Annotated in this window: 11 protein-coding genes and 1 riboswitch; of the genes, 7 read left to right on the top strand and 4 right to left on the bottom strand. The window is 53.0% G+C overall.

The window, feature by feature from the left end:
- Positions 1–9: 9 nt before the first annotated feature.
- The 3 genes from AC1MEW_RS30290 to AC1MEW_RS30280 are packed head-to-tail and all read right to left on the bottom strand — an operon-like array spanning position 10 to position 2,695.
- Positions 10–798, bottom strand: coding sequence for an ABC transporter ATP-binding protein (locus tag AC1MEW_RS30290; protein WP_322270739.1), 789 nt, complete (start codon positions 796–798; stop codon positions 10–12).
- Positions 795–1,610 (bottom strand): ABC transporter permease, encoded by an 816-nt coding sequence (locus tag AC1MEW_RS30285; RefSeq protein WP_480424676.1) that lies wholly within the window; start codon positions 1,608–1,610, stop codon positions 795–797. Before AC1MEW_RS30285 ends, AC1MEW_RS30290 begins: the two co-directional genes overlap by 4 nt.
- A gap of 17 nt (positions 1,611–1,627) precedes the next feature.
- On the bottom strand, positions 1,628–2,695 hold the full coding sequence (locus AC1MEW_RS30280; RefSeq protein ID WP_201255629.1) for a putative urea ABC transporter substrate-binding protein: 1,068 nt from the start codon (positions 2,693–2,695) through the stop codon (positions 1,628–1,630).
- A gap of 62 nt (positions 2,696–2,757) precedes the next feature.
- Positions 2,758–2,858: riboswitch (guanidine-I (ykkC/yxkD leader) on the bottom strand.
- 282 nt (positions 2,859–3,140) lie between these two features.
- Between AC1MEW_RS30280 and AC1MEW_RS30275 the strand changes: the two genes are divergently transcribed.
- From AC1MEW_RS30275 to AC1MEW_RS30250, 6 genes are all read left to right on the top strand, one after another.
- Positions 3,141–3,416, top strand: a complete 276-nt coding sequence (locus AC1MEW_RS30275; protein WP_201255630.1) for a hypothetical protein — start codon at positions 3,141–3,143, stop codon at positions 3,414–3,416.
- A gap of 210 nt (positions 3,417–3,626) precedes the next feature.
- Entirely contained in the window at positions 3,627–4,031 is a 405-nt protein-coding gene (locus AC1MEW_RS30270; protein ID WP_201255631.1) for a hypothetical protein, read from the top strand.
- A gap of 189 nt (positions 4,032–4,220) precedes the next feature.
- On the top strand, positions 4,221–5,435 hold the full coding sequence (locus tag AC1MEW_RS30265; protein ID WP_480424673.1) for a glycosyltransferase family 4 protein: 1,215 nt from the start codon (positions 4,221–4,223) through the stop codon (positions 5,433–5,435).
- Between the two features lie 37 nt (positions 5,436–5,472).
- A complete protein-coding gene (locus AC1MEW_RS30260) occupies positions 5,473–6,330 on the top strand; it encodes a hypothetical protein (RefSeq protein ID WP_322270745.1) in 858 nt (285 codons plus the stop codon).
- A gap of 2 nt (positions 6,331–6,332) precedes the next feature.
- Complete coding sequence (locus tag AC1MEW_RS30255; protein WP_480424672.1) at positions 6,333–6,896, top strand: hypothetical protein; 564 nt, start codon at positions 6,333–6,335, stop codon at positions 6,894–6,896.
- Positions 6,844–11,931 (top strand): calcium-binding protein, encoded by a 5,088-nt coding sequence (locus AC1MEW_RS30250; protein WP_480424670.1) that lies wholly within the window; start codon positions 6,844–6,846, stop codon positions 11,929–11,931. Before AC1MEW_RS30255 ends, AC1MEW_RS30250 begins: the two co-directional genes overlap by 53 nt.
- A gap of 82 nt (positions 11,932–12,013) precedes the next feature.
- Here the strand turns inward: AC1MEW_RS30250 and AC1MEW_RS30245 are convergent, their stop codons facing one another.
- Entirely contained in the window at positions 12,014–13,126 is a 1,113-nt protein-coding gene (locus AC1MEW_RS30245; RefSeq protein WP_480424669.1) for an enoyl-CoA hydratase/isomerase family protein, read from the bottom strand.
- Between the two features lie 132 nt (positions 13,127–13,258).
- Between AC1MEW_RS30245 and ung the strand changes: the two genes are divergently transcribed.
- Positions 13,259–13,951 carry a uracil-DNA glycosylase gene (gene ung, locus AC1MEW_RS30240; RefSeq protein ID WP_201201459.1) on the top strand — a complete coding sequence of 231 codons (693 nt, stop codon included), beginning with the start codon at positions 13,259–13,261 and terminating at the stop codon, positions 13,949–13,951.
- Positions 13,952–14,051 lie beyond the last annotated feature (100 nt).

Genomic DNA, 14,051 nt, shown 5'->3' with positions numbered 1-14,051 from the left:
AAAATCCTCTTAAGCGGTGCGAAGCGTGCCTGCCAATTCAATCGGCAAGGCATCGACGGCGGCGCGATGGGCGCGGCGGTCGCTGTTCAAAGGGATGTCGTAGGTGATGCGCGCGCCATAGGCGCCGGGGGCGTGCGGGTCGATGCGGACCTTGTCGAACACCAGCAGCCGCGTGCCGAGGGTGAAGCCTTCGGACAGGTCATGGGTGACCATGAACACCGTCAGTTGCGTCTCGCGCCACAGCTCCAGCAGCAACTGATGCATGTCTTTGCGGATGCCCGGATCGAGGGCGCCGAACGGTTCGTCGAGCAGCAACACGCGCGGCTTCATGATCAACGCCTGGGCGATGGCCAGCCGTTGCTGCATGCCGCCGGAGAGCTGCGCTGGGTACTTGTCCAGCGAGTGGCCGAGGCCGACCTTGTGCAGCAACACTGAAGCCTGTTCGCGGGCGTCTTTTTTAGCGCTGCCGAACAAGCGCCCGAGCAGTGGCGAGCGCGGCAGTTCGAGGCCGAGGGCGACGTTGTCCAGCACGCTCAGGTGCGGGAACACCGAGTAGCGCTGGAACACCACGCCACGGCTTGAGTCCGGTTCGCCGGCCAGGGCTTGGCCGTCCAACAAAATCTCGCCGCGACTGGCTTTTTCCTGACCCAGCAGCAAGCGCAGGAAGGTCGACTTGCCGCAACCCGAAGCGCCGACCAAGGTGCAGAACTCACCCTCGTTGACGTTCAGGTTCAGCCCTTCGAGGACGACCTGATCGGCGTACTGCTGCCAGACGTTTTTCACGGTGATGAAGCTCATGCTCGCGCTCCTTCATACCAAGGAAACGCACGCTGAGTCAGGCGCTTCAGGCCCCAATCCATCAGCCAGGCGAGCAGGGTGATCCAGACCACATACGGCAGGATCACGTCCATCGCCAGGTAACGGCGCACCAGAAAAATCCGGTAGCCGAGGCCGTCAGTGGAGGCGATCGCTTCGGCGGCGATCAGGAACAACCATGCCGAACCGAGCATCAGCCGCAGCGAAATGAGCAGGCGCGGCAGCAATTGCGGCAGGATCACTCGCAGCATCAGCGTCCAGGTCGAGGCGCCGAGGGTCTGGGCCTTGATCAGCAACTCGACGGGGATTTCCCGGGCGCGTTGTTCCAGATCCCGAGCCAGCGCCGGGGTGATGCCGATCACGATCAGCATCACTTTCGACAACTCGCCCAAGCCGAAGACGATGAACAGAATCGGCAGGATCGCCAGTGGCGGCACCATCGACAGCACCGTCAGCAATGGCGATAACGGTGCGCCGAACAACGGCAAAGTCCCGGCCGCCATGCCCAGGCATAACCCGGCCAAGGCACTGATGCCCAGTCCAATGGCCAGCCGTCGCAGGCTGGAGGCGCTGTCTTGCCAGAGCACGTATTCACCGGTGCGGGTGTCGGCGACGAAGGCCAGGCGTTTGACCGCGTCGGTCATCTGCACGGCGCTCGGCAGCAGTTTGTCGTTGGGGTTGTCCGTCAGCCGCTCGGCCGAGCCTAAAAAGTAGGCGAGCAGCACCAGGGCGAACGGCAGGATCACCAACAACAGGCGACTCGGGCGATCCGGGTGACGATTGATCAGGCGCATGGCCAGGTCCTCCTTTATTACAGCTTGGAGTCAGCAGCCATCTGCACGTAGCTCGGGTCGAAGCGCAGCTTGAGGTTGCCCTTGTCGCCGCTGGTCACGCCGTTGGCGAAAGCCATACCGACGGCGCTGGTGTCCTTGGCGCCTTCACCGAGCAAGCCGTGTTGGAACGAAAACTCGGCAACTTTGCGCATGGTGTCCGGCAGTTGCTTGCTGTTAGAGAACGCCAGGGCTTCCTGCGGGGTGGCGAACAATTTGGTGGTGTCGAGTTGCGACTGGAAACCGGCCAGGTCGGTGCCCGAGGCTTTGGCCATGTGTTCCAGCGCCGCTTTGCTCGCGGCGTTTTTCGCGTTCATCAACTCGACCACTTCGAACCAGGCACCGGTGAGTGCTTTGCCCAGGGCCGGGTTGTCTTTGAGGGTGGCGCTGTTGACCACCATCATGTCCATGATTTCGCCAGGCACCTGGCTTGAGTTGAAGACTTCGGTCACGCCGGGTTTGGCCTTGATGTCCGAGAGCATCGGGTTCCAGGTGGTGACGGCTTTGACTTGATCGGTATTGAAGGCCGCCGAGATGTCGGCGTCGGAGGTGTTGACCACTTTCAGGTCTTTCTCGGTGAGATCGACTGAATCGAGGGCGCGGGCCAGCAGGTAATGGGAAACCGAGAGTTCCACCAGATTGACGTCCATGCCCTTGAGGTCGGCGACTTTCTTGCCTTCGCCCTTGAGCACAATGCCGTCGTTGCCGTTCGAGAAGTCGCTGACGATCAGCGCGGTGCTGTCGACGCCACCGGCCGCCGGAATGGTCAGCGCGTCCATGTTGGTCATGGTGCAGCCATCGAACTGGCCGGCGGTGTATTGATTGATCGACTCGACGTAGTCGTTGAGCTGCACCACATCGATTTTGATGCCGTACTTTTTCGCCCATTTGTCGACGATGCCTTGGCTGCCGGCGTATTCCCAGGGCATCCAACCGGCATAGATAGTCCAGCAAACGCTGAAGTGGTCTTTTTGTGCGGCTTGGGACGAGACGCTCACGAGGGCGGCGAACGCAGCGGCGAGCAGGGCGGGTAAACGTAGTCGGGACATGGGATGGTTCTCCAGTTGATGATGGGCGGACAGGAAGGCAGCAGCACCGTAAACGGTGGCTTGTCTCCCGGGCTTTTGTCCCGCCGTGTAACCTCAACTGGAGGTCGCCAACTCTCGGACCAGCCACTCGCCTAAGCGAGCCGGAACCCTAGTCAGCCATTGCAAATTGTGGTGCCGCGAACCTGTGATGACTCCTGCACGCTTTTACTAAAGCGAGAGCCGTGCCAAGTCGGCGTAAGCCTTCTAGTCGGGGCATTGCGGGTTTTGTGCCCGTGGCTGCAGGTGCCGTGGCGCATTGTGATGGTGCGGCTGCGCACTGTTATGGGACGGGTTGGCCGCTGATCTGAAGGTTGGCGCCAAGGCGCACTTGTCGAGGGTTTTCGAGTCAAAGCTTATGTAGGCCGGCCTGTGCCGACTGCCGCCGTTGGTCTTCCAGGAGGCCGCCATGTTCCGTCGAAAAACGCTTCTTCGATGCCTGCTCAGCGCATCGATCGGATTGGGTCTATCAGCTTGTTATTACTACCCGGCACCTGCTGCGGTATACACCGACCCTTACTACTCACCCGGTTATTACTCGCCCTACTACTACGGTGGCTATTACTCGCCCTGGTACTTCGGCGGTTACTACGGTCCACGTTTTTACGGTGGTTACCACGCCTATTACCACGGTGGCTACGGCTCTCGTTATTCCCGCGGCGGATACCACTACGGGCACCATTAATCAGCGGATGAATACGGCGGCGTCTCCGGTTTTCTGGAGGCGCCGTTTTTTATGGGCGGATGAAAAACCTCTCATCGGCGACTTGTATCAATGTGTTTCATAAACGCACCAGATTCCGAAATCGATGTCTGATCTTTCGACAGTCGCCAATAATGAGCTGTCGCCTGCCAGCGTCGCTGGTGTGGCTCACTCGCGGTCCAGGAGGCCGCTATGTATCGCCGAATTCTTATGCTGGTCGTGTTGAGTTTGTCCCTTGGTGCATGCGCTCCCTATTCCTACGGAGATGGAGGATCCAGCTACTACAGCTCAGAGGTCTACACGTCCCCCGCGCCGGCTTACTACTCGGGCGGTGGCAGCTATTACGCAGCCCCACGCTACTATCAGCCAGCACCGCGTTACTACCAACCGGCCCCTCGTTACTATTCGGCGCCGCGTTATTACCAGGCGCAACCGCGCTACTACCAGTCCCAGAACCGTGGCTGGCAAGGGCATGACCGAGGTGGTTGGGACGGCCACAATCGCGGCAATTGGGACAATGACCGCCGTGGTCATGATGGTCGAGGAGACCACCGAGGTGGACGTGGCGATCACGACGGTCGCGATGGCCACCGTTAAGCAGCTACAAAAAAGCGGCGCATTAAGCGCCGCTTTTTTTTGCCCGGGTAAATTGCACCTTCTCCTAGGAAGTTCTCGGAACCCTCCTACAGTTTTATTTCTGCGTATTTGTTAGCGTTTGTATATTCATATTGATGTTGAAAAATCTCAATTTAATGGAGGTATCTAAGGAAGGACACCGGCTGGATCATGGATTTACTTATTGTTCATCAAAACTTTCCCGGTCAGTTTCGACATGTTGCGTTGGCGGCGTTGAATCGACCGGGTATCACCGTTACCGCGATAGGGCGAGACACCGCTCCCGGCATTTCTGGCATAAAGCTGTTTCGTTATAGACCTGTGAGAAAAACATCGAGTTTAGCTCATCCCTATTTGTATAAATATGAAGAGGCGATAGTTGATGGGCAGCAAGTTTTTAGAATATTGATGAAGCTTAAGCAGGAAGGTTATCGCCCGGATGTGATTCTCGCTCATCCAGGATGGGGTGAAACACTGTTCGCCAAGGATGTGTATCCAGATTCTCCTCTGATTCATTTTTGTGAATATTATTATCATTCAAAGAAAACGGATATGGATTTTGATCCGGAGTTTCCGTGTGCCACTGGTGCTGCTTCAAGCCTTCGCCCGCTGAATTCAATGCACCTTTTGAATCTTGAACAATGCGATGTTGGAATTGCGCCTACCCATTGGCAGCGAAGCCTGTTTCCCTTGAGTTATCAATCTAAAATTCACGTTATTCATGAGGGTATTCCTTTTCAATTGCCTGACGCTGTACAGGTCAACTCTGTGACGCTACCCAGTGGGTATGTGATAAGTGCAGGCCAACCCATCGTGACGTATGTTGCCCGGAATCTTGAGCCCTATCGTGGGTTTCATAGTTTCATGAGATCCATTCCTTATATTCAGGCCCAGTGTCCGAACGCCAACATCGTGATAGTGGGAGGCGATAGCGTAAGTTATGGGCGAAAGCCCGTAGGGTATGAAAGTTGGCGCAGCAAAATGATGGCTGAGTTGGATGTTGATCTGTCAAATATTCATTTTACGGGCAGACTGCCTTATGAAACTTATAGAGCTGTTCTGCAACTTTCAGTGGTACATGTTTATTTGACGTATCCCTTCGTGTTGTCTTGGTCGATGTTAGAGGCGATGGCGTCTGGGTGTGTCGTGATCGGGTCCGATACCGCACCGGTTAAGGAGGTGGTTATTGACGGAGTCAATGGGTTGCTGGTGGACTTTTTTGACAGTAAGGAGATTTCGCGAAAAGTGTGCGGTGTTTTGAAGTCAGGCGGAGACTTTGGCTTGATTAGAGACTCAGCTAGATCGACGGCAATCAGGTTCGATATCAAACATGAGGTGAAGGCGTATTTTGATATTTTTGACCGTGCGATTTCAGATTGTTGCTAAAAAACAAACTGTATGATCATTTAAAAGGGAGCTTTAAATGCTTAAGTTTTTTCGCAAAGGTATGTCTAGGTGGTGTGGGAAGATACTGAAGTACGGATTGTTTTTGGCTTTTTGCTATTGGTCTGTAGGGTTCTACATTGAATGGGAGGAAATGGCGGAATACCGGGAGCGTAGCCGCAAGGAGTCAGAAGCATGCAGTAAAAAAATTGGCGATTTGGATCATATTCCAATTTTCGGTGGAAGCTTTATTGATAGAGCTCGGTTAACTGGATTACGCCTAGGTACTTCCGTGAGGAATGGGCAATGTGTTGCAGATCTACTAGAGGGGGGCTTTTGGTGGACGGGGACTGAACTTCGCCCAGTCTATGTGGAGAAAATGATAGAACCGGAACCCCACTGGGGACATTTCTATGTGACGGCCAGGTTGTATACAAGAAAGGCATCCACTGGGTCATATGCTGTGGGGTATAAAACTACCGATTGGCCTAGAGGGCTTATTGTAAAACTAAAAAATTATCCAGGCTTGGAGCTCTGGCTTAATGCGCTGCCTCCTAGTACTGAGAATTATTTTTCAGTTAAGGATTTTGTGATTAGTGATTGGCGCCGAGGTGACGGAACACCACGTGCAATAGCGTGTGATGGCCTGGACTCTCCATGGGAGCATATTTTAAAAAGTGGAGTGAGTCGTGCCGATCTTTTGAAGTTTAATAAAACACAATTGGAAAATGTAGATTTTGGTGATTTAACAGTCCATTGCACGGTCGGATTGCATGATTTCGATTTTGCAGGAGGGGCTGCTCGTGTAGGGACCTCGACTAAATCGTTATTGGGTGCACCCGAAGCGCTTCAGAAGATTAATGAATATCTTTCTAACTCCATAATTACAGGGAAGTAATAATGAGCTACGTTTTTAATGATTCAGAGAAAAGAAGAATTTTCGATGCTGTCAGTGTATGTGATGGGATGACGCTTGGGCTGAATAGAGAGTCATATGAACCGGTCGCGATAGAGGGGCGAAATTGCGTGCCGTTTTACCAGGCTCTATCAGATATTATTGGCGAGAAGCTTTCTGGAAGAATTATTTTTGATAGCGAAGTCGAGCTAACTCTAAAGAGTGCCAAACTCTGGTTGGATGTGGCGATTGATGCAAATGGAGGGCGTGGTGCCTACTCTGCTTTGATTCGTGCTTATACGGTACACCAAGGTCAATTGAGACTGAATGAAACGTTCAGTGCGGGGTTTATACAGCGGTCATCTAATGGAGTGGCAATCAATTTCGTAAACTCTCTAATACACGGATCACCAATAGATCATTTAGATCCATGGACGGTACCATTAATTCATCAAATCGCTTCCATTGATGCAAGAGCCGTTGGTGAAATATTGTTCATGCCGAAGATCGGCGATCTTGGACACTGCTTCAATTCAAAATTCAGGATGGTCAGGAACAATCGCGTTTAGTCTGTTGGGCGGGGAATCGCCTTATGAAACCTGGAGGTTGATCTACGCAGGAGACCCAGAGTCAGAAATCAAAGGCAATCACACAAAAGCAAAAGTCAATAGACTCGACGATTTCAAGAATATCCTGTTTGCCATAGACTCATACAATGTGGCCATTAAAGCGGTAATCAAGAACTTCGGCTGGAATACGTTGGCCAGCTTGTTCTCTCTCGTACCAGAGCAGATCAATGTGGCACTCAGTAGTGGTAGCGTTAATCCATTAATTCAGTATGTGGTCAAAGGTACACCTATTTCGCCTGCAGTTGATTTGATCTTGAGATATGGCATTAACGCCTTCTTTGATATGTTCAGGCGCACATACGAAGGTGATATCGCTGTAGTGTCGACTACGGATGAAACATTTGCCGAAAATGCTTATACATTTTTTTCGAAGTTTTCATCGGTTCAATCCCAAAGCATCGTAGCCAAGACCATTGGGGAATACGGCAGCACTTCCCAGTGGGCAGTATTAGCCGCCAAGGAAACTCCGGTAGGGCAAGCGTTACGCAACTCTCTTAACTGTCTCAGTGAAATAGTTATAGAAAGAGAAGATGGTTTTCCTGGGCGAGAACTGGAACTCTACGACACGAAAACTGGCGAAGGCTTTATCACCGAACAATGGCTTATTGATCGCGCGGATATGTTAGGTCGCTTGATAGCCAGGACCAGCGGATCATTCGGAGAAAACACGATTCAGGCCCATTCCTACTCGGATCTTGCATCAGGCAAACAAGCGCCTATGGCTACCGGTGTTTCAAATCCTCTGGTTATGTTTGGGGATGATGGAGGCCGTTCGCTCAGCGGCGGACCCAATAGCGACCATCTTTATGGTGACGCAGGTAATGACACGGTCATCGGTCTCGAAGGTAATGATTACATTGAAGGTGGTCAGGGGCGTGATTCGTTAACGGGCGGAGTTGGCAGGGACTCGCTACACGGCATGTCTGGGGATGATGTATTAGTCGGCGGTCAAGGTAACGATATTCTGATTGGAGGTGTCGGTAGTGATCGGTACGAGTTTTCGAGTGGCGATGGCGTCGATCAGATTGTCGACTTTGATGTTGATGGCCAAATACTTATAAATGGTTTATCTATTCCTGCCCTTAAGCGTAGTGCTCCTCTGAGCAATACTTGGATTACGGAAGATGGGGCTATAGCTTTAACGCTGATCGAAGGGCTTTCTGAAAAAACGCTTCATATCAAATACGGCCAGAATGATCTGGTTGTTATCAGGCACTTCGCGCCAGGCATGTTGGGCATCCAGCTCCCGGATTACCAAAGCCAAGATTTTTCAGGGGCTGATCTAACCGTCGTGGGCGACTGGAAAGCAAAAGACGCCGACCCCACTGTTCCCGGTGATCAGCTCGCTTATGATGAATTGGGCAACGTTATCGTGCGCAAGGTGAAGCAGAGAAATAAGGCAGATGTGCTTCATGGATCGCCGAACGACGACGTCCTCATCGGTCTGGGTGGTTCCGATCAGTTATTCGGTAAAGCCGGAAATGACCGGTTGTTTGCAGATCAGCAGTTAACAATCGAACAAGCGATGGCTGCTGGAGCTGATCCCGGCAAGACAAGTCGTGGCGATTGGCTTGATGGGGGGCAGGGTGAGGATCTACTCGTGGGCACTGGGGCCCGAGACGTGCTGCTCGGTGGTGACGGAGCAGATACGCTAATTGGCGGAGCCGGCGACGACAACTTGTCCGGTGATGATGTGACCGGGATGCTGGAAAAAACCTGGAATTTCAAGAGGGTTGACGTCCCCATTGGTGACGGTGTCGTTAGCAGGCGTAACGTCTTTGCCCGTGCCTCTCTCAGCGCTCCTGCGGAAGGTGGCAATGACATTCTTTTTGGTCAGGGTGGTAGTGACTTTATCACTGGCGGCTGGGGCGATGATTTACTCGATGGTGGAACTGAAAACGATGTTTTGAGTGGCGACGGGGGGAACGACACTCTTCACGGTGGCAGCGATAACGACATTTTGCTGGGAGACAACCTGGATTGGGGAGGCGGTCTGCAAAGTCGGCACCACGGCAACGATTTGTTGGATGGTGGCGACGGTGATGATGCCCTGGCCGGTAATGGTGGTAGCGATGTGTTGTACGGCGGTCCCGGTAACGATGACCTGACGGGCGATGATTTTGTATTGCAGGGCGTTGAGGGTAACGCCGCGAATTATTTCGGTAGTGATTTTCTGGATGGTGGGGCGGGTAACGACACGCTTCAAGGTGGTGGTGCCGACGATTCACTTTATGGTGGTGCAGGTAATGATGTTCTATCCGGTGATTATGTCGACCATCCGATTCGGTACCACGGGAATGATTTTCTAGATGGTGGTAGTGGTGATGACACACTTCGAGGCATGGGTGGTTCCGACACTCTAATTGGCGGACAAGGGGCAGACGCCCTGGATGGAGATGAGCACAACCTTGCGTCGGGAGGAACAAATGATGACTACATTCAAGGAGATACGGGAAACGATACGATCTGGGGAGGCTTAGGCGCCGATACACTTTATGGCGGTGCTGATGATGACTTTTTAATAGGCGATTATGAGCAAACACCGGAAGCGGAACAGGGAGCGGATTATCTTGATGGTGGTTCAGGAAACGACACGCTGATAGGTGGTGGTGGAAACGACACACTATATGGCGGGGGAGGTGTCGATTATCTTCGCGGCGGATCTGGTAATAATGTTTTTAGCGGAGGCACTGGCAACGATTATCTTGAAGGTCAAGACGGCGATGATACTTTCAATTTTAGTGTCGGAGATGGCCTTGATGTAATTGCAGATGCTGGTGGAAACAATATCATAAAATTCGGGCCAGGGTTTACCCTTGGTAACTTAAAAGCTGAAATTACTGTTATTGATGTCGGCCGGGTATTACGACTGTCGAATGGTTTGAGCGATGCAGTTTTTCTACGGGATCATGAAAAATGGAAGAATTCGTCATTTAGGTTTGCTGACGGAACTGTTTTGAGTTTTCAGGATGTTATGAAGATAGAGCAGGGTCTGATAGGTGTCGGCGAGTTAACTCCGGTAAAAGTTACACTGGGAGATAGCACAAACAAAGAGGACGACGAGTTGACAGGTCCGGCTATTGTTGTCGAACAGCCTGATGTTCATGATAAGTCTAGCGGGGCGACGGGTGAAAGCAACGTCGCGAAGGAGGTTCTACGTCCAGAAACTATCAGCGGTAAGGTGTGGGAGGAGGAGTTTCTTAAGAGGTTTAAGGAACGGCGCGCTGCACGTAGATTGGCAGCGGGGTTTGTGCTAAATAGCCAGGGTGCTTGGGTTGCTATCTATACTACTGATGATGAGTTTAGCTACAGCGAACGAACTGATTTAATTGATGATAGCTTCCACACAGGAGTGCTCTCGGAAACTACTCCGCAGTCGATTAGCTCTATTTTTGGTAGAGCCGTTTTCACCGATAGATCTTTAAGTTCTACTCCCCGTTCTGATTACAGGCCTGTCGTGGACGGGTTGAAATATTCATCGACGCAAAAACCGCAATACCATTCATCCGGCTCAAGCTATAGCGGGTTCTCTTTAAAAACGGGTGATATTGTCGTAGAGGATAAGGACGACTCAGGTGGTATTAAGGGTTGGAATGTTTATCCGGCAGGCAGTTTTAACAGTAATGAAATCACCTACAAGAAATTTAGCTGGGAGGTGGTGACTGACAAGGTGTGGCATCAAATCGTTCAAGGCGACGACACAGGTGGCAGGGTAAATCTTGAAGTTGGAAATATTTTTTATGGCGGTGCGGGAGATGACTTGATAGTCACTTATAAGAATTCCGTGGTTAACTATGGTTCCTATGAAGATAGTATTCCCGGGGCGTTTCTTTCAGGCGGGGCAGGAAACGATACGTTGCTAGGGGCCGAGGGTGCAGATTATTTAGTGAGTGGTTCAGGAGAAGATTGGCTTTATGGCGAAAGCGGTCCAGACACTTATATAATCGGAACTCATGCTGGGGCGACGACCATTGTTGCGGATATAGTAAGCCCTGTTTTTCGCCGTTCGGAAGTTGGAGCCGCAGGGTGGCAAGCCGAGTTCGGGTTGGTCGATACAGATACTGTTATGCTTCCGGAAGGCGTTGCCCTGAAGCAATTGCAATTAAGCTGGGGCGCCGCATTAATTGAGGCGGTGAATATAGAGTTGGCGCCGAACACGCCACGCGGCACCTATCGTAATCCGCCTCGTGGGCAAATGCTGTACTCAACGCTTGATATCTCTTGGGGCAAAGATCAAAAGGTTCGTATTGTTTTGCCGAATGCCAGTGATCTGGATGGTTCTGGTGTCGAGCTTATAAAGTTTGCAGATGGGTCGAGCGTTAGCCTGGAAGATCTTGTAGCCAATAGTAAGCTAGCTCCTGCTCCTGATGTTTATCGCCATGGTGTCCTGATCAATAGTGCTCGGGTGGTAACTTCTGCTCGGGATAACAAATTACTCCCTCTCGTTGGTGGGCGAGGTAATGATACTTTGAGTGGCGCTGGTGAAATACGCGGTATGCGGGGAGATGACTATATCTCGGGCGGTGTAGGAGATGATGTTTTGTGGGGCGGCCTGGGTGACGATACTTTGTCCGGCGGCGCAGGTAATGATATCTACAAATATGACGGGTTGGGCAGAGATGTCATTGTCAATACATATGGAGGTGTTGATGGTGTCGATTTTTCAGAGTTTGGTGTATCTATCAATCAGCTGAAATTTCATCGAGATAATGATGATCTGGTCATTGTGGTTAATTATGGCGCGTCTCCAAAAATTCGTATTTCTAATCACTTCCTCGGCGGAGATGCTGCTATAGGTTTTGTAAGAGTTCAAGGGGCGGATCGAGTGGTTCAAGACTACGCCGCGAGCCAAATAATCGACCTTCTGCATCCTTCACCCCCGCTGAGAGACGTTGAAGACATACTGTTGCGTAATGACGATGCTGCGATGCGGGCAATGGTAGAAATAATTAAGTTTTATCAACTTCAAGGTTGATCAAACCCCCCAGTACCGAGTGCGAAGATGGCTTGCCCGCGATAGCCATCATGAAATGGTTGTCGCGGGCAACGCCCGGATTTTAGTACTCCGACAAATCCGCCAACGGATGCCGTCCTTCCCAAACCTTATGAAAATGCGCCTCCACCACCGCATCCGGCACATTGTTGATATCCGGCCAGTGCCAGTGCGGCTTCTGATCCTTGTCGATCAGCCGCGCCCGCACCCCTTCACTGAATTCCGGGTGACGGCAGCAGTTGAGGCTCAGGGTGTATTCCATCTGAAAGACTTCAGCCAATGACAGATGCCGGGCCCGGGCGATTTGTTCCCAGACCAGATGAGCGGTCAGGGGCGAGCCCTCGGTCATGGTCTTAGCCGCGCGGCTGAGCAGCGGATCGGTGTGACCCCGCAAATGGCTGATTGCCTTCCAGGCACAGCGCACATCGCTGACATCCAGCAGTTCGTCGATCTGCTGGCGACGCGGCAGCCATTGCGCTTCAGGCGACTGCGCGACGGCTTCCTGTTGCAATGCCTTGAGCAGGCTGTTGAGTTGCATCGAGGTCTGTTCCTGCCAGTTCAATTGCAGCAAGCCTTCGACCAGTTCTTCCTGCTGTTCTTCAAGCAGGAACCGGTCCGCCAGATCCAGATCGATCGCATCACGGGCATTCATGTGCGCGCCGGTCAGGCCGAGGAACAACCCGAGCTTGCCGGGCAGTCGTGACAGAAACCAACTGGCGCCGACATCCGGGTACAAGCCGATGCTGATCTCCGGCATCGCCAGGCGGCTGGTTGGCGTGACAATCCGGATGCTCGCCCCTTGCAGCAGTCCCATGCCGCCGCCGAGCACGTAACCGTGACCCCAGCAGATCAGCGGTTTTGGGTAGGTGTGCAGCATGAAGTCCAGGCGATATTCCGCGGCGAAGAATTGCGCGGCCAGCGGTGGTACTTCGCCGGGATGGTTGCGGCAGGCTTCGACCAGGCTGCGTACTTCGCCACCGGCACAGAAGGCTTTGGCGCCGTTGCCCCGCAACAGCACGCAGACGATTTGTGGCTCCTTGGCCCAAGCGTCCAGTTGATCGTGCAGGGCATTGATCATCGGCAGGGACAAGGCATTCAGCGACTTTTCGGCGTCCAGGCTGGCGATGCCGATGCGCGCGCCGTCGGTGCCGGTAAGTTCTTCGAAGTGCAAATTCATCGTGACCTCGATCGGGAATTTGAGCGTTCAGTATGATCGCAAAGTAGGAAAGTGCCGGATCTGCGTCAGATCAATTGACAAGGAGGTTGGGGTTTCCTAGGGTTCGCCCCATTGTTTTTGCCGGGTATGACCATGACTGCTGACGACCGTATCAAACTCGAACCGAGCTGGAAGGAGGCACTACGTGCTGAATTCGACCAGCCCTACATGGCAGAGTTGCGCTCATTCCTGCAACAGGAGCGTGCGGCGGGCAAGGAAATCTATCCGCCAGGACCGATGATCTTCAATGCGCTTAACTCCACGCCGCTGGACAAGGTCAAGGTCGTGATCCTCGGGCAGGACCCCTATCACGGCCCCGGCCAGGCCCATGGCTTGTGCTTCTCGGTGCAACCGGGCGTGCCGGCGCCGCCCTCGCTGGTGAACATCTATAAAGAGTTGAAACGCGACCTGAACATCGACATCCCGAGCCACGGCTGCCTGCAAAGCTGGGCTGATCAGGGTGTGTTGATGATCAACACCACCATGACCGTCGAGCGCGCCAACGCCAATGCGCACAAGGACAAGGGCTGGCAGTTTTTCACCGATCGGATCATTGAAGTGGTCAGCGAACATCAGCCGCATCTGGTGTTCATGCTGTGGGGCGCGCATGCCCAGGGCAAGCAGAAGCTGATTGATGCTACGAAGCATCTGGTGCTGACGTCGGTGCATCCTTCGCCGCTGTCCGCTTATCGCGGCTTCCTCGGTTGCGGACACTTCAGCCGGACCAACAAGTTTCTGGAGCAGAATGGCGAAACGCCGATCGAGTGGCGGTTGCCGCCGGTTTGATGGGATGACCGTGAGGGCTTTTGTGGCGAGGGAGCTTGCTGTGGCGAGGGGGCTTTCCCCCGTTGGGTCGAGCAGCGGCCCTGCTTTTTGCCAAACACCG

The sequence above is a fragment of the Pseudomonas sp. ASL4 genome, assembly GCF_056680395.1.
This window is presented reverse-complemented; position numbering and strand designations above follow the sequence as displayed.